This is a genomic window from Streptomyces sp. NPDC052114, assembly GCF_040680155.1.
Lineage (GTDB): Bacteria > Actinomycetota > Actinomycetes > Streptomycetales > Streptomycetaceae > Streptomyces.
Genome location: NZ_JBFAWC010000008.1, coordinates 156,873 through 175,715, shown reverse-complemented (window position 1 = coordinate 175,715; position 18,843 = coordinate 156,873). Strand labels below are relative to the sequence as shown.

At 72.6% G+C, this 18,843-nt stretch carries 17 protein-coding genes; 9 read left to right on the top strand and 8 right to left on the bottom strand.

The annotated features are described in order from the left end of the window. Window positions 1-7 precede the first annotated feature (7 nt). From AB0L89_RS19415 to AB0L89_RS19400, 4 genes are all read left to right on the top strand, one after another. Complete coding sequence (locus AB0L89_RS19415; protein ID WP_365142321.1) at window positions 8-1,252, top strand: low temperature requirement protein A; 1,245 nt, start codon at window positions 8-10, stop codon at window positions 1,250-1,252. Window positions 1,253-1,417: 165 nt separating this feature from the next. Next, window positions 1,418-2,479 carry a P1 family peptidase gene (locus tag AB0L89_RS19410; protein ID WP_365142319.1) on the top strand — a complete coding sequence of 354 codons (1,062 nt, stop codon included), beginning with the start codon at window positions 1,418-1,420 and terminating at the stop codon, window positions 2,477-2,479. A 211-nt stretch (window positions 2,480-2,690) separates the two neighbouring features. Continuing rightward, window positions 2,691-3,908, top strand: coding sequence for an Ig-like domain-containing protein (locus AB0L89_RS19405; RefSeq protein ID WP_365142317.1), 1,218 nt, complete (start codon window positions 2,691-2,693; stop codon window positions 3,906-3,908). A gap of 168 nt (window positions 3,909-4,076) precedes the next feature. Beyond that, complete coding sequence (locus tag AB0L89_RS19400) at window positions 4,077-4,838, top strand: DUF6227 family protein (RefSeq protein ID WP_365142315.1); 762 nt, start codon at window positions 4,077-4,079, stop codon at window positions 4,836-4,838. 69 nt (window positions 4,839-4,907) lie between these two features. On the opposite strand, the gene AB0L89_RS19395 is transcribed toward AB0L89_RS19400, so the two are convergent. The 5 genes from AB0L89_RS19395 to AB0L89_RS19375 all read right to left on the bottom strand — a co-directional run bounded on the left by AB0L89_RS19395 (window position 4,908) and on the right by AB0L89_RS19375 (window position 10,134). Beyond that, on the bottom strand, window positions 4,908-5,162 hold the full coding sequence (locus tag AB0L89_RS19395) for a hypothetical protein (RefSeq protein ID WP_365142313.1): 255 nt from the start codon (window positions 5,160-5,162) through the stop codon (window positions 4,908-4,910). A 226-nt stretch (window positions 5,163-5,388) separates the two neighbouring features. Further along, the gene (locus tag AB0L89_RS19390) at window positions 5,389-7,440 is read right to left on the bottom strand and encodes a fructose-specific PTS transporter subunit EIIC (RefSeq protein ID WP_365142311.1); all 2,052 of its coding nucleotides are present in this window, start codon (window positions 7,438-7,440) and stop codon (window positions 5,389-5,391) included. Window positions 7,441-7,507: 67 nt separating this feature from the next. Beyond that, window positions 7,508-8,455 (bottom strand): 1-phosphofructokinase, encoded by a 948-nt coding sequence (gene pfkB, locus AB0L89_RS19385; protein ID WP_365142690.1) that lies wholly within the window; start codon window positions 8,453-8,455, stop codon window positions 7,508-7,510. Window positions 8,456-8,493: 38 nt separating this feature from the next. Continuing rightward, on the bottom strand, window positions 8,494-9,255 hold the full coding sequence (locus AB0L89_RS19380; RefSeq protein ID WP_365142309.1) for a DeoR/GlpR family DNA-binding transcription regulator: 762 nt from the start codon (window positions 9,253-9,255) through the stop codon (window positions 8,494-8,496). A gap of 237 nt (window positions 9,256-9,492) precedes the next feature. Beyond that, a complete protein-coding gene (locus AB0L89_RS19375) occupies window positions 9,493-10,134 on the bottom strand; it encodes a TetR family transcriptional regulator (RefSeq protein ID WP_365142307.1) in 642 nt (213 codons plus the stop codon). A 261-nt stretch (window positions 10,135-10,395) separates the two neighbouring features. Between AB0L89_RS19375 and AB0L89_RS19370 the strand changes: the two genes are divergently transcribed. Further along, window positions 10,396-11,649 (top strand): extracellular solute-binding protein, encoded by a 1,254-nt coding sequence (locus AB0L89_RS19370; protein ID WP_365142305.1) that lies wholly within the window; start codon window positions 10,396-10,398, stop codon window positions 11,647-11,649. A gap of 40 nt (window positions 11,650-11,689) precedes the next feature. On the opposite strand, the gene AB0L89_RS19365 is transcribed toward AB0L89_RS19370, so the two are convergent. Continuing rightward, window positions 11,690-13,267, bottom strand: a complete 1,578-nt coding sequence (locus AB0L89_RS19365; protein ID WP_365142303.1) for an MFS transporter — start codon at window positions 13,265-13,267, stop codon at window positions 11,690-11,692. A gap of 103 nt (window positions 13,268-13,370) precedes the next feature. On the opposite strand from AB0L89_RS19365, the gene AB0L89_RS19360 reads away from it, so the two are divergent. After that, on the top strand, window positions 13,371-14,375 hold the full coding sequence (locus AB0L89_RS19360) for a transcriptional regulator (protein WP_365142688.1): 1,005 nt from the start codon (window positions 13,371-13,373) through the stop codon (window positions 14,373-14,375). Window positions 14,376-14,517: 142 nt separating this feature from the next. On the opposite strand, the gene AB0L89_RS19355 is transcribed toward AB0L89_RS19360, so the two are convergent. Further along, window positions 14,518-15,516, bottom strand: coding sequence for a sigma-70 family RNA polymerase sigma factor (locus tag AB0L89_RS19355; RefSeq protein WP_365142301.1), 999 nt, complete (start codon window positions 15,514-15,516; stop codon window positions 14,518-14,520). A 183-nt stretch (window positions 15,517-15,699) separates the two neighbouring features. Between AB0L89_RS19355 and AB0L89_RS19350 the strand changes: the two genes are divergently transcribed. Further along, entirely contained in the window at window positions 15,700-16,242 is a 543-nt protein-coding gene (locus AB0L89_RS19350; RefSeq protein ID WP_365142299.1) for an N-acetyltransferase family protein, read from the top strand. A 48-nt stretch (window positions 16,243-16,290) separates the two neighbouring features. Beyond that, window positions 16,291-17,322, top strand: coding sequence for a questin oxidase family protein (locus AB0L89_RS19345; RefSeq protein WP_365142297.1), 1,032 nt, complete (start codon window positions 16,291-16,293; stop codon window positions 17,320-17,322). Window positions 17,323-17,384: 62 nt separating this feature from the next. On the opposite strand, the gene AB0L89_RS19340 is transcribed toward AB0L89_RS19345, so the two are convergent. Next, window positions 17,385-18,155 carry a class III extradiol ring-cleavage dioxygenase gene (locus tag AB0L89_RS19340; protein ID WP_365142295.1) on the bottom strand — a complete coding sequence of 257 codons (771 nt, stop codon included), beginning with the start codon at window positions 18,153-18,155 and terminating at the stop codon, window positions 17,385-17,387. Window positions 18,156-18,304: 149 nt separating this feature from the next. Here AB0L89_RS19340 and AB0L89_RS19335 point away from each other — a divergent pair, with 149 nt between their 5' ends. Then, on the top strand, window positions 18,305-18,814 hold the full coding sequence (locus AB0L89_RS19335; protein ID WP_365142686.1) for a MarR family transcriptional regulator: 510 nt from the start codon (window positions 18,305-18,307) through the stop codon (window positions 18,812-18,814). The last annotated feature ends 29 nt before the right edge of the window (window positions 18,815-18,843 follow it).

Below are 18,843 nucleotides of genomic sequence, written 5' to 3'. Positions count from 1 at the left end.
GGAGGGCATGACAACCTCTCCCGACTCCCCCACGCCCGGGAGCCACGGCACCTCGGCGAGCGCGCCCCCCTCACCCCCACCGTTCCCGAAGCCGCTGCGGCCGCTCCTGGCGCGCGGGCGCGACGAGGAGCACCGCGCGGCGACACCGCTGGAGCTCTTCTTCGACCTCTGCTTCGTCGTGGCGGTCGCCCAGGCCGGTGCCGAGCTGGTGCACGCCGTCGCCGAGGGACACACCGGCGAGGGCATCCTCAACTACGCGATGCTTTTCTTCGCGCTGTTCTGGGCCTGGGTCAACTTCTCCTGGTTCTCCTCGGCGTACGACAACGACGACGCGCTGTACCGCGTGGTCACGCTCATCCAGATCGCCGGTGTCCTCGTCTTCGCCGCCGGTGTGTCCAAGGCCTTCCAGGACCACGACTTCCTGCTGATCTGGCTCGGCTACCTGATCATGCGGGTCGCGCTCGCCTCGCAGTGGCTGCGTGCCGCCCGGGCGGCGACGGGCGCCGAGCGCACCACGGCCCTGCGGTACGCGACCGGTGTGGTGCTCTGCCAGATCGGCTGGTCGGGGCTGCTGTTCCTGCCGGAGGGCGCGCGGTCCTGGCTGTTCCTCGTGATGGCGGTCGCCGAGATGTCCGTGCCGGTGATCGCGGAGCGGGCGTACACGACGGCCTGGCACCCGCACCACATCTCCGAGCGGTACGGCCTGTTCACGATCATCGTGCTCGGCGAGACGATCGCGGCGGCGACCGTCGCGGTGAAGTCGGGCATGGACGAACACGACGCGCTCGACGAGCTGCTGCCCATCGCCGCGGGCGGCCTCCTCATCGTGTTCGCCGCGTGGTGGATCTACTTCGTCGTGCCGATCCACGGCCGGCTGGAGAGCAACCGGCAGGCGTTCCTGTGGGGGTACGGCCACTACGTGATCCTCGGGTCGGCCGCGGCGATCGGTGCCGGGATCGAGGTGGCGGTCGAGCACGCGGTGGGCAAGGCGCACATCTCCGCGTGGGCGGCGTCGGCCGCGGTGACGGTGCCGACGGCGCTGTACCTGATCACGGTGTGGGCGCTGCACTCCCGCTACTTCAAGGTGGGGCTCGCCCAGCAACTGGTGCTGCCGGTCAGCGCGCTGGCGGTGCTCGCGAGTACGTTCGCGGGGCGCTGGGCGGTGCTCGTGGCGGGGCTCGTGATGGCGGCGACGGTCGCGACGGGGACGACACTCACCGCGCGCATGACCCGCCGGGCGACAGCGGCATGACGCGCCGGCCGTCGGGGCCCGACGACTCACAGATACCGGCCCCGACGCGCGCCGGACACTGGCCCCGACGTCCGTCGGACACCGGCCCGACGTCCGACGGATACCGGCCGCAACGCCCGGCATACGGCTGCCCGCCCGACCGCCCCGCGTGATACGCATCGACGCATGACTCGTAAGAGCACTGACTCCCTGACCGATGTCGCGGGCCTGCGCGTCGGGCATGCCACCCGGGTCGGCGACGGGCAACTCACCGGGACGACTGTCGTGTTGGCGCCCGAGGGCGGGGCCGTCGCCGCCGTGGACGTACGCGGCGGCGGACCCGGCACCCGCGAGACGGACGCGCTCGACCCGCGCAATCTGGTGCAGCGCGTCGAGGCCGTCGTCCTCACCGGCGGCAGCGCGTACGGCCTGGACTCCGCGTCCGGCGTGATGGCGTGGCTGGAGGAGCACGGCCGGGGCGTGCGGGTGGGCCCCGACCCCGCGCACGTCGTGCCGGTCGTCCCGGCCGCCTGCGTCTTCGACCTGGGCCGGGGCGGCGACTTCGGCGCCCGCCCCGACGCGGCGACCGGCCGGGCCGCCGTGGCGGACGCCGCGCGCACCGAAGCGTTCACGCCGGTCGAGGAGGGCAGCGTCGGCGCGGGCACGGGCGCGGTGGTCGGCACGGTCAAGGGCGGCGTCGGCAGTGCGAGCGTCCGCCTCGACTCGGGGATCACGGTCGCCGCGCTGGTCGTGGCGAACGCCGCGGGGGCGGGGTTCGACCCGGAGACGGGCGCGCTGTACGGGCGGTACTTCCAGGGGCGGCAGGTGCGTTACCCCTCGCCCGAGGCCCACGAGGAGGCGAGGCGGCGCCTGGCCGAGGCCGTCGCGAAGAACGCGGAGCACGGACCGCCGCCGCTGAACACCACGCTGGCCGTGGTCGCCACCGACGCCGATCTCACCAAGGCCCAGGCCCAGAAGCTCGCCGGCACCTCGCACGACGGCATGGCGCGCGCGGTGCGGCCCGTCCATCTCCTCAACGACGGCGACACGGTCTTCGCCCTCGCCACCGGCGAGCACGCACTGGCCGCCGACAACCCCCTCGCCCTGAACGAGATCCTCGCGGCGGGCGCGGACCTGGTGACGGAGTCGATCGTGCGGGCGCTGCTCGCGGCGGAGTCCGTCGAGACACCGGGTGGAACATTCCCCTCTTACAACGACCTTTACAGAGGTTCTTATAACGACCTTTAGCGGCGATAAGCAACAAACTTCATTAACGGCGCATAGTCTCGCAAGGGGCGCGAAATACGGTTGAAATGCTGTCAACCACCCCCAGCGCACGGCGCGTTGGGGCGATTTCACGCCCCCGGTGTGCCCGTACTCACACCACCCGGAGGGAACCTCTCCGCGTACAGGCGACTCTTAGTTCGTACTGGATCAGAACACGTACTTGGAGCAGCCCGTGACAAGGTCGGTCATAGTCAACCCCCGGCGCCGTGCCCTGCTGGCGGCCACCGCGCTCGCCGCCGTGGGTGCGCTGACCCTCACGGCCTGCGGCGGTGACGCCGACGCCAAGGACGACAAGAAGGGCGGCAGCTCGGCCGCCAAGGGCGCCGACATCACCATCTCCTCCAAGGACGGCGCCACCGACGCCTCGATCAACGCCACCGGCGTCAAGGTCAAGGGCGGCAAGCTGACCAGCGTGAAGATGACGTCGGTGACGTCGGGCACCGCGGTCGAGGGCGCCATCTCCGGCGACGGCGCCAGCTGGAAGCCCAAGGGCCAGCTGGAGCGCGGCACCAAGTACAAGGTCACCGCCAACGCCAAGGACGGCGAGGGCAACGCGGCGACCGAGAACGCGACGTTCACCACGGTCTCCTCGGCCAACAGCTTCATCGGCACCTACACGCCCGACGGCGGCGCCAAGGTCGGTGTCGGCATGCCGGTCTCCTTCACCTTCGACAAGGCGATCACGGAGAAGAAGGACGTCCAGTCGCACATCACGGTGACGTCCAGCAGCGGCCAGAAGGTCGTCGGCCACTGGTTCGGCAACCAGCGCCTGGACTTCCGGCCCGAGGACTACTGGAAGGCCGGCTCCACGGTCACGATGAAGATCGCCCTGGACGGCGTGAAGGGCGCGAACGGCGCCACCGGCGTGCAGAACAAGACGGTCACCTTCACCATCGGCCGCGCCCAGGTCTCCACGGTCGACGTGCAGGCCAAGAAGATGACGGTCGAGCGCGACGGGAAGGTCATCAAGACCGTCCCGATCTCCGCGGGCAGCCCGTCGAACCCGACGTACAACGGCAAGATGGTGATCTCCGAGAAGTTCACCCAGACCCGTATGAACGGCGACACGGTCGGGTTCGGCGGTGAGTACGACATCAAGGACGTGCCGCACGCCATGCGCCTGTCCCAGTCGGGCACCTTCATCCACGGCAACTACTGGGGCTCGCCGTCCATCTTCGGCAGCGCCAACACCAGCCACGGCTGCGTCGGCCTCCAGGACGCGCGCGGCGCGGGCGACCCGAACACCCAGGGCGCCTGGTTCTTCAACAACTCCCTGATCGGCGACGTCGTGACGGTCAAGGGCTCGCCGGACAAGACCATCGCCCCGGACAACGGCCTCAACGGCTGGAACATGTCCTGGAGCGAGTGGACGGCGGGCAGCGCCGCCTGACGCCCCTACCGGGCAGCCGCCTCACGCCCATACCGGGCAAACGACGACACGAGCCGCGTGGGAACCCCTCACGCGGCTCGTGCGTTTTCCCGTTCCCGGGCATGATGTCGGACCCAGGGGCTACGGTATGCACTCACCAGGTGACATGCAGCAACGCCGGGAGAAGCCTTGAGCGTTCCGTACGAAACGGCGTACGAGCCACCCGAGTCGCCCGAGCCACACTCTCCGGAGGAGCATCTCGAGCGACTCCTCGGCCGCGCCCTCAACTCCTTCGACCTGCCGGACGAGGTCATGAGCCGCCTCGGCTCCGCCCTCGCCCACGACAGCGCCCTGCACTCCGCGCACCACAGTTCGGGCCTGCACCGCGAGACGTACAGACACACCTGGCTGCTCGCCGACGCGACGGTGCTCACGCTCTGGGAGCTGGTCCACAACACCGCGCAGGGCAGCGCCCCGACGCATGAGATCTACGCCGACGAGGAGGAGGCGGGCGTCGCCACCTCGCGGCTGCCGCTGCCGCCCGATCCGCCGATGTGCGGTCGGCATCTCGCGCTCCAGCTCCCGCCCGACGCCGCGCCCCGGCACGCGTACGTCCCCGACGACTCCGCGGACCACGCGCGCCGCGTGCTGCGCCGCGCGGAGAACCCGGACGGCGACCACCCCGGGGAGGACGTCACGGCGCTGCTGCGCTCGGCGTTCGCGCACCAGATCACGCAGGCCTTCGGCAGTTCCCGCCTGCCCGGCGAGGCGCGCCAGAGCTACTCGCTCTACGAGCACGCGTTCCTGCTCTTCGACGGCGGCGAGATCAGCCTGTGGGAGGTGGAGCACACGCTCACGCCGGACGGCCGGCACATGTGCGAGGTGTACGTCAGCGAGGAAGCGGCCCGCGCGGCGATGGCGCGCAGGGCCACGGGGGCCCGCGGGGCGTAGGGCGGGACGTGTCCGCCGGGCGCCGGGCCCGGTGCCGTTTTACGAGCGGCCGTCTTACGGGCGGCCGTCTTACGAGCGGCCGTCGCCGAACTGCCGTACGAGACCGGCGAAGGCGGCCCGCTCGTCGGCGGTGAGCTCCACGGTCTCCGCGCGGGGCGGCCCCTGCTGGACCGGCAGGGCGCGGAGGGCCTGCGCCTGACGCCACACCTCCACGTCGGGGCGGTCCTTGCGCATCACCCGCACCAGGCCGACGGCCCAGACGACGGTCGCCACGGCGAGCACGGCCACGCCTATCTGCTGAATGATCGAGACATCCTGGAGCATGCGGCCCAGTAGACAACAACGCCCAGGACTTCCGACAGGGGGGTTATGGGACTTAGGTCCCGAAGTGACGCAAGTCGCACACCGGCAGGAACCCCCAAGAGCCGCGCCCCCGGAGGCCGCGGAGGCTTCCGGGGGCACGGTCGGCACCATCAGGCTCGGCGCCATCGGGCTCGGCACCATCAGGCTCGGCACCATCAGGCTCGGCGCCATCAGGCCGCCGGCGGCATCAGGCCGTCGCCGGTACGCGCTCGTCCTCGGCCGGCGTCACCGTCGCCGCGTCGCCCGCCGCGACCTCCGAAGGGGGCTGCTTCCGGGCGCTCTTGAGCAGGACGACCACGACGGTGGAGACGCAGACACCGGCGGCGATCGCCACGAGGTAGAGCAGCGGGCTGCCGATCAGCGGGACCACGAAGACGCCGCCGTGCGGGGCGCGCAGGGTGCAGCCGAAGGCCATCGACAGGGCGCCGGTGACCGCGCCGCCCGCCATCGACGCGGGGATCACGCGCAGCGGGTCGGCGGCGGCGAAGGGAATCGCGCCCTCGGTGATGAAGGAGGCGCCGAGGAACCAGGCCGCCTTGCCGTTCTCCCTTTCGGTCTTGGTGAAGAGCCGGCCGCGCACGGTCGTGGCCAGCGCCATCGCCAGCGGCGGCACCATGCCGGCCGCCATCGCCGCGGCCATCACCTTCAGGGAACCGTCGGTCGGGTGGGCGAGGCCGCCGACCGCGAAGGCGTACGCGACCTTGTTCAGCGGGCCGCCGAGGTCGAAGCACATCATCAGGCCGAGGATGACGCCGAGGATGATCGCGTTGGCGCCGGACAGGCCCTCCAGCCAGTCGGTCAGCGCGCTCTGGAGCGAGGCGATGGGCTTGCCGACCACGAGGAACATCAGGAAGCCGACGACCGCCGAGGAGATCAGCGGGATCACCACGACCGGCATGATGCCGCGCAGGACGGCCGGGATGCGGACCCGCTGGATCCCCATGACCACGGCGCCCGCGATCAGACCGGCGGCGAGACCGCCGAGGAAACCGGCGTTGATGGTGACGGCGACCGAGCCGCCGACGAAGCCGGGGACGAGGCCCGGCCGGTCCGCCATGCCGTAGGCGATGTAGCCCGCGAGGACCGGGACCAGGAAGGCGAAGGCGAGGCCGCCGATCTGGAACAGCAGCGCGGCCCAGCTGGTGTGGTCCGTCCAGATGAAGTGCTCGGCGACGGACGGGGCCTTGTCGATCTTCCAGCCGCCGATGGCGAAGCCCAGGGCGATGAGGAGGCCGCCCGCGGCGACGAAGGGGACCATGTAACTGACGCCGGACATCAGCCACTTGCGGAGCTTGGTGCCGTAGCCGTCGCCGTCGTCCCCGGCGCCCTCCACCGGCGTGGGGCCCGTCGGGGCGGTGGTCTCGCCCCGGGCCGCCTTCTCCTTCGCCTCCGCGATGAGTTCGGCGGGGCGGTTGATGCCGGCCTTCACCCCTACGTCGACGGTGGGCTTTCCGTCGAAGCGGGACTTGTCCCGCACGGGGACGTCGTGGGCGAAGACGACGGCATCCGCGGCGGCGACGACCGCCGGGTCCAGGCGCGTGAAGCCCGCCGAGCCCTGCGTCTCGACCGTCAGCTCCACGCCCGCCTCACGGGCCGCGTTCTCCAGGGACTCCGCCGCCATGTACGTGTGGGCGATGCCCGTGGGGCAGGAGGTGACGGCGACGATACGGAAGGGCTCTTCCGGGGCGGAACCGCTGCCCCCGGCGCCACCGGGAGCGGCGGCTTCAGCGTCCCCGGCGACTGCTGCGGCGTCCCCGGCAGCCGCTGCGGCACCCCCGGCGGCGGCCTCGGCGTCCTCGCCGCTGATCAGGGCCGCCGCCTCCGTCGCCGTGGAGGCGGACCGCAGCGCCCCCGTGAACTCGGCGTCCATCAACTGCCGTGCCAGCGACGACAGGATCGTCAGATGGGCGTCGTCCGCGCCCGCCGGGGCCGCGATGAGGAAGATCAGGTCCGCGGGGCCGTCCGGCGCCCCGAAGTCGATGCCCCGGGCCGAGCGGCCGAAGGCCAGGGTCGGCTCGGTGACGTGCGCGCTGCGGCAGTGCGGGATGCCGATGCCGCCGTCCAGGCCGGTCGGCATCTGCGCCTCGCGGGCCGCCACGTCGGCGAGGAAGCCCTCCAGGTCGGTCACCCGGCCCAGGGCCACCATGCGTTCGGCGAGCGCGCGGGACGCCGCTTCCTTGGTGTCGGCGGACAGGTCGAGTTCGAGGTCGACCAGGTCCGCGGTGATCATGTCGGTCATCGCGGGCTCCTTCGCACGCGTATCGCCCGGCGGGCGGGGGCTGTTGGGGGGACGGCGGCAGGAGGGTTCATGCGGCGGGCTCCGTCAGTACGCGGTCCAGCGGGACGTCGGCCGTCACGGTGACCGCGTCCGGCGCGAGGTCGGCGGGCGACGGCATCACGCTGCCCGGCAGCTGGACGGCGGCGGCGCCGTGGGCCACGGCCGAGGCGAGCGCGGCCGGTCCCGTGCCGCCCGCGATCAGGAAGCCGGCCAGGGAGGAGTCACCGGCGCCGACGTTGCTGCGCACGGTGTCGACGGGGGCGGTCGCGAAGTGCGCGCCCGTGCCGTCGACCAGGAGCTGGCCGTCGGCGCCGAGGCTCGCGAGGACGGCGCGCGCGCCCAGCTCCCGCAGTTCCTCGGCCGCCTTGACCGCGTCGCCGACCGTGGCGAGGGGGCGGCCGACGGCCTCGGCGAGCTCCTCGGCGTTCGGCTTGACGACGTCGGGGCGTTCGGCGAGGGCGGCGAGCAGGGCGGGGCCCGAGGTGTCCAGGGCGATGCGGGCGCCGGCGGCGTGCGCGCGGGCCACCAGCTCCGCGTACCAGGACGGCGCGAGGCCGCGCGGCAGGCTGCCGCAGCAGGCGATCCAGTCGGCACCGGTGGAGCGCTCGCCGACGGTGGCGAGCAGCGACTCCCGCTCCCGCTCCGACAGTTCGGGGCCGGGGGCGTTGATCTTGGTGAGGGTGCCGTCCGGCTCCGCGACCGCGATGTTGGAGCGGGTCTGTCCCGCGACCGGGACCGGGGCGACCTCGATGCCCTGCTCGTCCAGGAGCTGGGCGACCAGCGCGCCGGGCGCGCCGCCGAGGGGCAGCACGGCGACCGTCCGCACGCCCGCCGCGGCGACCGCCCGCGAGACGTTGACGCCCTTGCCGCCCGGGTCCATGCGGTCGCCGGTGGCGCGGACGACCTCGCCCCGGTCGAGGGCGGGGACCTCGTAGGTGCGGTCGAGGGAGGGGTTCGGGGTGACGGTGAGGATCATGCGCGTACCGACTGCTTCCTTGGTCATGCGGGCCGTGCTCATGCGCGTACTACTTCCGTGCCGCCGCGCTCGATGGCGGCCGCGTCGTCGGGGTCGAGGCCGGTGTCCGTGATCAGCAGGTCCACGTCGGCGAGGTCGCCGAAGCGGGCGAAGTGCTCCTGGCCGTGCTTGGCGGAGTCCGCGAGCAGGACGACGCGGCGGGCGGCGGCGACGGCCGCGCGCTTGACCGCGGCCTCGGCGAGGTCGGGGGTGGTGAGCCCGGCCCCGGCGGAGAAGCCGTTGGCGGCGAGGAAGACGACGTCGGCGCGGATCTCGCCGTAGGCCCGCAGGGCCCAGGCGTCGACGGCCGCGCGCGTGCGCTGCCGGACGCGGCCGCCGATGAGGTGGAGCTGGATGCCGGGGTGGTCGGCGAGGCGGGCGGCGGTGGGCAGGCCGTGGGTGACGACGGTGAGCGTCGACTCCAGCGGGAGCGCCGCGGCGAGCCGTGCGACGGTCGACCCGGCGTCGAGGATGACGCTGCCCTCCGCGGGCAGTTCGGCGAGGGCGGCGCGGGCGATGCGGTCCTTCTCGTCGGCGGCGGTGCCCTCGCGCTCGGCGAGGTCCGGCTCGAAGTCGAGGCGGCCCGCCGGTATGGCCCCGCCGTGCACGCGGCGCACCAGGCCGGCCCGGTCGAGGGCCTTCAGGTCGCGGCGGATGGTCTCGGCGGTGACCTGGAACTCCTCGGCGAGCGACAGCACGTCGACCCGCCCGCCGTCCCGCGCGAGCCGCAGGATCTCCTGCTGCCGCTCCGGTGCGTACATGTCCGTTCGCCTCCGCCGAATGCCCGAGCTTGTTGTTTCACTCGGAGACTACGGCTGGATTTCGCCAAAGTAAACAGGTTCGGGCGCCACTCGGACACAAACGGACTTACGTCCCGACAGGGCCGCCCCCTTCGCCCCGGGCGGGCAGGGGACAACGGCCAGCGGGCGAGGGCCAGGGGGCGACGGGGCGAGGGGCGGGGACCCAGGAGGCGACGGCCAGGGGCGGTACGTCAGGCCCTACGGCCAGGGAAACGCGTCCAGCGCCCCGAGGCACCGCGCGGCCAGCGCGGCCGGGCCCTGCGCACCCGCGGCCGGGGCGTCACCGGCGGCCCACGACTCCACGGCGACGCGCACCGCGGCGCTGGCCACCCCCGCCGCGAGCCGCAGCTCCGGCGAGGGCCCGTCGACGGCCGCCGCCCCACCCCGCCCGGTCCGCTCGACGAGCACGGCCAGCAGCGTTTCCTCCGAGCCGTGGCACGTGGCCGCCCACACCGCGCGCAGCGCCGGGCTCCCCCCCGACAGCCGCAGCAGCGAGCGCACCCACTCCAGGGACTCCACGGCTTCGGCGCCCTCGGCGGCGAGCGCGTCCGTCACCGCGTGCCGCAGCGCGTCCGGCACGGCGAGGTCCGCCGGGGCGGCGCGCACCGCCTCCGCCCACTGCTGCGCGCCCGCGCCGAAGAGCGGGGACACCGCCTCCTCCTTGGTCGCGAAGTAGCGGTAGAAGGTGCGCGGCGCGACGCCCGCGGCCCGCGCGATGTCCTCGGCGCGGGTGGCCCGCAGCCCGTCGGCGGCGAAGAGCGACGCCGCCGTGCGGGCGATGTGGAGGCGGGTCTCGGCCTTGCGGCGCTCGGTCAGTGACGGCTGCGAACTTGCGGGCATGGCAGGCAGGTTATGCCAGCCCCGCACGGGGCCCTTCCGGACGGCCAGCAGGGTGCCCTTCCGGACGGCCGCACGGGACCCTTCCGGGCGGCCGCACGGGACCCCTCCGGACGGCCACACAGGGAGGGGGTGCGCGCGCCCGTTCGGGCCCCCAGGAGACACGTACTGCCGCTATGGCAGAATCTGCCACCGCAGATCGGTACGTGGCCGCAGCCCGGCGCGTACGTAGAGGTGCACGCGAGCAAGAGGTGGCAGACAGCAGTGCGTCGTCGGCAGTTCCTTCTCCAGACCGCCGGTCTCGCCGGCGCCACCGCGCTCGGGACCGCGGGCCTCAGCGGCTGCTCGGCGGAGACCGACACCCCGCTCAAGCTGCTCGTCGCGAGCTACGACAAGAGCGTGGGTTCCTCGATCGGCGACCAGTGGGGCAGCCTCATCGCCGCCTTCAAGAAGGCGCACCCGGGCATCGACGTCGCCCTCGAACGCGTCCCCTTCGCCAAGCTCGACCAGACCCTCGCCCGGCGCGTGAAGGACGGCGACGCCCCCGACATCGCGCAGTCCAACTTCTTCGCCCCCTACGCCGAGGACGGCAAGCTCTACGGCGCGTCCGAGCTCTTCGACGTCCGCACCGAGGGCGACTTCATCCGCTCCTACGCGGAGGCGGGCATGGTCAACCGCGTCCAGTACGGCCTGCCCTTCCTCGCCAGCACCCCCCGGCTCTTCTACAACAAGGCCCTCTTCAAGCAGGCCCGCGTGAAGGCGCCCCGCTCCTGGGCCGAACTGCGCGAGGTGGCCGAGGCGTTGAAGGCGATCGGCGTCGCCACGCCCTACGGCCTCCAGCTCGGCCCGGAGGCCGCCGAGGACGAGGCGCTGGCCTGGCTGCTCGCGGACGGCGGCGGCTACGCGGGGCTCACCGGCTACGACTTCGCCAGCGCGGGCAACATCGACACGCTGACCTGGCTGCGCGACAACCTCGTGAAGCCGGGGCTCGCGGGCCCGGACCCCAAGTCGCTGTCGCGGACGGACGCGTACGCGCAGTTCCTCGGCGGCCGGATCGGGATGATGATCGCGCACCCGGTCCTGATGGGCGCCGCGGACAAGGCCAAGTTCCCCTACGCGCACGCCCCGTTCCCCAAGAAGCTCGGCGGGGCCGCGCCGCCGGTGGGCCTCAACGACTGGCTGATGGCGTTCAAGCAGAACGGGCGGCGCGAGCAGTGCGGCACGTTCCTGAGCTACCTGTACGGCCGGAAGTCCGCCACCGCGTACGGCGGCGGCCAGTCCGCGCTGCCGGTCACCGGTTCGGCGTCGGACGCCCTGCGCAAGGATCCGCGGCAGCGCCCGATGTGGGACTTCATCGACCAGATGCCGCAGGCGCAGTTCCAGCCGACGACCTTCGGCTCGTGGCCCGAGGTCAGGGGCGCGGTGCGCCGCCGGATCGGCGAGGCGGTGGCCAAGGACGGCAACCCGAAGGCGGTCCTGGAGGCGCTGGACGCGACGGCGGCGCAGGCGGAGCTGTAGGGCCCCGCGAGCGCCGCCGGACGGAGCCGGGCGGCTCCGCTCAGGAGGCCGGCACCGGCTCCTTCGCCGGAAGTCCGGCCTCCGGCACAGGACGGTCCTCGCCGTCGCCCTCCGGCACGGGCCGGTCCTCGCCGTCGCCGTCGCCGCCCTCCAGGTGCTGCCGCGGCTTCTTCGGCAGCGCGAACATGATCAGGAAGATGACGGCGAGCACGCCCGCCACCCACCACAGCGAGTTCCGGAAGCCGTCCACGAACTCCGCGGGGATCCGGTCCGGCGTGACCCGCTCGTCGATCACGCCGAAGAAGACCACCGACACCAGGCCGAGGCCGAGCGCGGTGCCCATCTGCTGCACGGTGTTGATGAGCCCGGACGCCGAACCGGCGTGTTCCTGCGGGACGCCGGAGAGGACCGCGTCCGTCAGCGGGGCCACGATCAGGCCCATGCCGACGCCCATCACGACCAGCGGGAGCGCCATCTGCCAGGAGGAGATGTCCGCGCCGTACCGGCCGGCCTCCCAGAGGTAGATCAGCACGCCCGTGGCCATCGTCAGGGCGCCGGTCTGGAGCACCTTGCGGCCGAAGCGGGGCACGAGCTTCTGCACGGAGACACCGGCCGCCGCCGAGACGGCGATCGAGAACGGCACCCCGGTCAGCCCGGCGCGCAGCGCGCTCCAGCCGAGGCCCTCCTGCATGTAGAGCGTCCAGACCAGGAAGAAGATGCCCATCGTGACGCCGAACACGGTCTGCACCGCGATGCCCGCCGCGAAGCTCTTCACCTTGAACAGCGACAGTTCCACCAGCGGCGAGCCGTCCTTGGCGGTCTTCCACCTCTCGTACGCGAGGAGGGCGCCGAAGACGACGAACGCGCCGGCCATCATGACGTACCCCCAGACCGGCCAGCCCAGCTCCCGGCCGCGGGTGAGCGGGTAGAGCAGCATCAGCAGGCCGAGGGTGACCATGACGACGCCGACGAGGTCGAGCTTGAGGGCCCGGGGCGCCTTGGACTCGGTGATGAACCTCCGGCCGAGGAGCAGGCCCGCGATGCCCACCGGCAGGTTGATGAGGAAGATCGGGCGCCACTCCAGGCCGAAGAGGTTCCACTGGGTGAGCAGCGCGCCGAGCAACGGTCCGGAGACCGCGCCGAGGCCGACGACCATGCCGAAGAGGCCGAAGACCTTGCCGCGCTCGTGGGCGGGGAAGGTCGCGTGCACGATCGAGAGCACCTGCGGCACCATCAGCGCCGCCATGCCGCCCTGAAGGATGCGGGAGGCGACCAGCATCTCCGGGTTCACCGCGAAGCCGCAGAGCGCGGAGGCGATGGTGAACCCGGTGATCCCTATGAGGAACAGCCGCTTGCGGCCGTGGATGTCGCCGAGCCGCCCGCCGGTGATGAGACCGGCGGCGAAGGCGAGCGTGTAGCCCGCGGTGATCCACTGGATCTGGCTGAACGTGGCGCCCGCGTCCCGCTGGATGGACGGGATGGCGATGTTGACGATCGTGACGTCGACCAGGTCCATGAAGGCGGCGGTCATCACGATGGCCAGGGCGAACCAGCGCCGCCGGTCGGAGGCGTCGGCCCCCGCCCCCGCGGATGGAGAAGTGGTGCTCGGTGAAGTCATGCCGCAAGGCTAGGACGCATATAGGTCAGTTCATGACCTAGTTGTCCGGCACCCTGGACGTGGTGCCGGACGGCATGAGGAACACGAGGAGGCGGGCGTGAGCGTGGACCGGACGACAGGGGCGGGCGGGAGTGACACTCCGGCGCGGCTCTTCCAGTTGCTTTCGTTGCTTCAGACGCCCCGCGAGTGGCCCGGTGGCGAGCTGTCCGAGCGGCTCGGGGTGAGCCGGCGGACCGTGCGGCGCGACATCGACCGGCTGCGGGACCTCGGCTACCCGGTGCGGGCCAGCCAGGGCGCGGCCGGCGGCTACCGGCTCGTCGCGGGCAAGGCCATGCCGCCGCTGGTCCTCGACGACGAGGAGGCCGTGGCCATCGCGGTCGGCCTGCGCGCCGGGGCGGGGCACGCGGTGGAGGGCGTCGAGGAGGCCTCCGTGCGGGCGCTCGCCAAGCTGGAGCAGGTGCTGCCCGCCCGGCTGCGCCACCGCGTCTCCGCGCTCCAGATCGCGACGACGCCGCTGACCAGCGGGGACGGGGCGAGCATCGCGCCGGAGACGCTGACGGTGATGGCCTCGGCCGCCGCGGGCCACGAGCGTCTCCGCTTCGCCTACCGCGCGGGCGACGGGACGGAGTCGCGCCGCCTGACGGAGCCGTACCGGCTGGTCTCGACGGGGCGGCGCTGGTACCTCGTGGCGTACGACATCGACCGCGAGGACTGGCGGACGTTCCGCGTGGACCGGGTGGCCGAGCCGTTCCCGACGGGCGCGCGGTTCGTGCCGCGCGAGCTGCCGACGGGGGACGCGGCGGAGTTCATCCGCGAGTCGATGTGGCGCGGACGCCAGCGGTCCTACGACCTGGACGTCACCTTCGCCGCCCCCGCGGAGTTCGTCACGGCCCGGCTCCCCGCGGGGCTCGGCACGGTGGCACCGCTGGACGAGCGCACCTGCCGCCTGCGGGGCACGGTCTCGGACTCCGTCGAGTGGCTGGCGGTCCGCCTGGCGGTGACGGACTGCGAGTTCACGGCGCACGGGCCGAGGGAACTGGTGGACGTCCTGAGGGACATGGGTGCCCGCCTGACCCGGTCGACGGGGAAACCGCCCCGGACGGACTGAGCCCCGTGCACGGGGGAGAGCCGCCAACGGAGAGAACGGGTGGGCGGGTGGGGGAAACCTCGCGCGAAGCGCGGAAAAGGACCCCGGTGCCGGGGGGGGATGGCACCGGGGTCCGGCCAGTGGGCCGCTGAAGGCCGGCCGCCTAGGCCGCCGCGTCGAACCCGGTGTCCCGCGCCAGCTTCTTCAGCTCCAGCAGCGCGTGCTTCTCGATCTGCCGGATCCGCTCACGGGTGAGACCGTGCTCCTTGCCGACCTCCGTCAGCGTCCGCTCGCGGCCGTCATCGATGCCGTACCGCATCTTGATGATGGACGCCGTGCGCTGGTCGAGGCGGCCGATCAGGCCGTCCAGCTCCTCGCTGCGCAGCAGCGACAGGACGGACTGCTCGGGCGAGACCGCCGAGGTGTCCTCCAGGAGGTCGCCGAACTGGGTGTCGCCCTCGTCGTCCACGCCCATGTTGAGCGAGACCGGGTCGCGGGCCCAGTCCAGGACGTCGACGACGCGCTCGGGCGTCGAGGAGAGCTCCGCGGCGATCTCCGCGGGCTCCGGGTCCCGGCCGTGCTCGCGGTTGAACTCGCGCTGCACACGGCGGATCCGGCCGAGCTCCTCCACCAGGTGGACGGGCAGGCGGATGGTGCGGGACTGGTCGGCTATGGAGCGCGTGATGGCCTGGCGGATCCACCACGTGGCGTACGTGGAGAACTTGAAGCCCTTCGCGTAGTCGAACTTCTCGACCGCGCGCACCAGGCCCGCGTTCCCCTCCTGGATCAGGTCGAGCAGGGGCAGACCACTGCGCGGATAGCGGCGGGCGACCGCGACGACGAGGCGGAGGTTCGACCGGATGAAGACGTCCTTGGCGCGCTCCCCGTCGGCGACGAGGGCTTCGAGCTCCTCGCGGTCCGCGGTGACCTTGCTGTCCTCGACCTCGCCGTCGAGGATCTTCCGGGCGTACACCCCCGCCTCGATGATCTGGGACAGCTCGACTTCCTTGGCGGCGTCGAGCAGCGGCGTACGCGCGATCTCGTCGAGGTACATGCCGACCAGGTCGCGGTCGGCGATCTCCCCGCCTACGGCGCGAACACTGCGGGCCGCGTCGGTCTCGCCGGAGGCGGACTTACGACGGGCGACGGCACGGGTTGCCATGCGTGCTCCCTTGCGATGAGTGCGGTCTGGTCGGCCCATTTCTGGGACCTCTGTGGTGGATGGCACACCCTCGGGTGCCCTGCATCCGATGGAAACAACGACTGGAATCCGGACAGAATTCCCAAGCCGCACATCTTTTTTCCTGACGGTGCAGTACCCTGTGCCGCCACATGGGGAGGCCGGATGCCGTCGGGATCGACAGAGGTGCAGGTCAGGGCGGGAGTCGAGGCGGATCTCGCGGGCCTCACGGACATCTACAACCACTACGTACGTGAGACGGCCGTCACATTCGACACCGTCGTCTTCCTGCCGGAAGAGCGCCGCCATTGGCTGCTCTCCCACCCCAAAGACGGTCCCCACCGCCTGATGGTTGCCCAGGAGCCGGATTCCGCCACGCGCCCCGGCCGGCTGCTCGGGTACGCCACCAGTAGCCCTTTCCGGACCAAGCCCGCCTACTCCACCTCCGTGGAAGTCAGCGTCTACTGCGCGCCGGACGCGGCGGGCCGCGGCATCGGCACCCTCCTCTACAAGACGCTCTTCGAGGCCCTGGCGGAGGAGGACCTGCACCGCGCGTACGCGGGGATCGCCCAGCCGAACGCGGCCTCGGTCGCGCTCCACGAGCGCTTCGGCTTCCGGCACCTGGGGACGTACGCGGAAGTGGGCAGGAAGTTCGGACGGTACTGGGACGTCGCCTGGTACGAGCTGCCGCTGGGACCTCGGACCTAGGGCCCGAGCCCGTTACGGACGGTCGCCACCGCCGCCTACCGTCCCCGCATGACCGACACCACAGGCATCCTCGACGAGGCCCTCGACCGGCTGCACGCCTCCGGGCCCGAGCGGCTCGGCCGGCTCACCAACCACGCCCCGATGGCCGTCGAGGCGCTCGCCGCGCACGGCCGGGCCGGGGCCGTCCACCGGTGGCTCGATCTCTACGCCCCCAAGCTGGAGGAGTTCCCCGCCCGGGTCGCGCCCGTCACCGACGCCGACTGGCACGCCGCCCTCGGCGATCCGCGCCGGGCCGCCGACTGGATCGACTACTTCGAGCGCCGGATCACCGCGTCCGCCGACCCCGTGCGGCCCTGGCGCGAGGTGCTCGCCGAGTGGTGGCCGCGACTGCTGCCCGGGATGTACGGCGGCTCGACGCACCCGGTGATCCGGGTCGGGCACGCCGTGCGGACCCTGGAGGCGGGCGGCACGACCGCCCCGCGCCTGGCCGAGCTCGCGCACGGCCTGGGCTACTGGGCCGCCCGGCACCGCCCCGTCGGCGGCCTCGCCCCGGTGCCGGGGGCCGACGCGGCGGCCGACGCGCTGGACGCGGTGCCGCCGATCGCCGACCGGGCCAAGGGCAGCTTCCCCGACCGCCTCGGCCGGGTCGAGGCGCTGCCCGTGTGGGCGCTCTCGGTGGACGAGCCGGAGGAGGCCCGGCGCAGGCTGGCCGAGCTGGTGCGGGCGGCCACGCACCGGTACGTCACGCACGGGCACGGCGACGAGACGATGCTGGTGCACGCCGCGACGGCACCCAACGCCGTGCTCCGCGCCCTTCCCGCGCTGCCGCGCGCGCTGTGGGTGCCGAGCCTGCGGGCCGCGTGGACCGCGTCCGCGGCCGTCACCGCCATGTACGCGCCGGACGCGCCCGTCGCGTACGAGGCGCCGGGCTCCCTCAGTGCCGAGGAGGTCTTCGAGCAGGCGCTCGCGCATGGGGACGAGCACGTGATCAAGTTCGCCGACACCGCGCTGGACGTCGGTGACGAGGTTGCTCTGGGTGCCGCCCTGCGAGCCGTCGAGCTCAGTGTGCCGCTCGGTTGAGCCGCTGTTCGTCCGACGGCCGTGTGCGGCTGCTCGCGCGGTTCCCCGCGCCCCGTGCGGGGCTACCCGAACTGCACCGACCTCTTCGCAAGACCCATCCAGAAGCCCTCGATCACGCTCCTCTGATCGGCCAGGTCGCCCGTCGCGTCCGCCGCGCCCAGCGTCACGAACAGCGGGGCGAAGTGCTCGGTGCGCGGGTGGGCGAGCTGCCCCGCCGGGGACTTGTGCGTGAAGTCGAGCAGCGCGTCCACGTCGGCCGCCTCCAGCGCCTCGTGCCCCCACGCGTCGAACTCCGCCGACCAGGACGGGACGCCGCCCTGGCGCAGCGCGGCCAGGTTGTGCGTGAAGAAGCCGCTGCCGACGATCAGCACGCCCTCGTCGCGCAGCGGCGCGAGCCTGCGGCCGATGTCCATGAGGCGGCGCGGGTCGAGGGTCGGCAGGGAGATCTGGAGCACGGGTATGTCCGCGTCGGGATACATCTCCACCAGCGGGACGTACGCGCCGTGGTCGAGGCCCCGGTCCGGCACGTCCTGCACCGGCACGCCGGGGCCGTGCAGCAACTTGCGTACGGAAGCGGCGAGTCCGGGCGCGCCGGGCGCGGCGTACGTCACCCGGTAGTAGTGCTCGGGGAACCCCCAGAAGTCGTACACCAGGGGGAGCGTCTCGGTGGCGCCGAGGGCCAGCGGGGCCTCCTCCCAGTGGGCGGAGACCATGAGGACCGCCGTGGGGCGGGGCAGGGCGGCGGACCAGGCGGCCAGCTCGCCGGGCCAGACGGGGTCGTCGGCGAGCGGCGGGGCGCCGTGGCTGAGATACAGGGCGGGCATGCGGGTCATCGCGCACCTCCGGGGGACGGCCGACCGCTCACAGGCGAAGTTCGCGCTGCACGGCTCTGGATACTTGAACTCTCAAGCTCTATGGTCCGACCGTACGCGTGGTTTGTTCAAAGTTCAAGGAAGGGCCTCGTACAGTGGAGTACATGGACATGGCACCGACCCCTCCCCCGACCGCCGAGCCGCACTGGCTGGACGGCGAGGAGCAGCGCGTTTGGCGGGTCTACCTCCAGGCGACCACTCTGCTCGACGACTCCCTCGACCGCCAGCTCCAGCGCGACGCGGGCATGCCGCACATGTATTACGGCCTATTGGTCCAGTTGTCCGACGCCCCGCGCAAGAGGCTGCGGATGACCGAACTGGCCAAGAAGATGAAGATCACCCGCTCCCGGCTCTCGCACGCGATCGCGCGCCTGGAGAAGAGCGGCTGGGTGCGCCGCGAGGACTGCCCCTCCGACAAGCGCGGCCAGCTCGCCATCCTCACCGACGACGGATTCGAGGTGCTGCGCAGGACCGCGCCCGGCCATGTCACGGCGGTGCGCCAGGCCCTCTTCGACCGGCTCACCCCGGAACAGCAGAAGTCCCTCGGCGAGATCATGACGATCATCGCCGAGGGACTTCAGCCGAAGGAGGCCGGGGCGGACCTCCCCTGGCTCCGTTAGGCGGCCTTTTCCCAGCCGTGCACCGGCCG

Bases quoted from the DNA above. Each gene is read 5' to 3' on its own strand.
- AB0L89_RS19415 (WP_365142321.1), top strand. From the start codon at position 8: ATGACAACCTCTCCCGACTCCCCCACGCCCGGGAGCCACGGCACCTCG.
- AB0L89_RS19410 (WP_365142319.1), top strand. From the start codon at position 1,418: ATGACTCGTAAGAGCACTGACTCCCTGACCGATGTCGCGGGCCTGCGC.
- AB0L89_RS19395 (WP_365142313.1), bottom strand. From the start codon at position 5,162: ATGCTCCAGGATGTCTCGATCATTCAGCAGATAGGCGTGGCCGTGCTC.
- AB0L89_RS19390 (WP_365142311.1), bottom strand. From the start codon at position 7,440: ATGACCGACATGATCACCGCGGACCTGGTCGACCTCGAACTCGACCTG.
- pfkB (WP_365142690.1), bottom strand. From the start codon at position 8,455: ATGATCCTCACCGTCACCCCGAACCCCTCCCTCGACCGCACCTACGAG.
- AB0L89_RS19380 (WP_365142309.1), bottom strand. From the start codon at position 9,255: ATGTACGCACCGGAGCGGCAGCAGGAGATCCTGCGGCTCGCGCGGGAC.
- AB0L89_RS19375 (WP_365142307.1), bottom strand. From the start codon at position 10,134: ATGCCCGCAAGTTCGCAGCCGTCACTGACCGAGCGCCGCAAGGCCGAG.
- AB0L89_RS19365 (WP_365142303.1), bottom strand. From the start codon at position 13,267: ATGACTTCACCGAGCACCACTTCTCCATCCGCGGGGGCGGGGGCCGAC.
- AB0L89_RS19355 (WP_365142301.1), bottom strand. From the start codon at position 15,516: ATGGCAACCCGTGCCGTCGCCCGTCGTAAGTCCGCCTCCGGCGAGACC.
- AB0L89_RS19350 (WP_365142299.1), top strand. From the start codon at position 15,700: ATGCCGTCGGGATCGACAGAGGTGCAGGTCAGGGCGGGAGTCGAGGCG.
- AB0L89_RS19345 (WP_365142297.1), top strand. From the start codon at position 16,291: ATGACCGACACCACAGGCATCCTCGACGAGGCCCTCGACCGGCTGCAC.
- AB0L89_RS19340 (WP_365142295.1), bottom strand. From the start codon at position 18,155: ATGACCCGCATGCCCGCCCTGTATCTCAGCCACGGCGCCCCGCCGCTC.
- AB0L89_RS19335 (WP_365142686.1), top strand. From the start codon at position 18,305: ATGGCACCGACCCCTCCCCCGACCGCCGAGCCGCACTGGCTGGACGGC.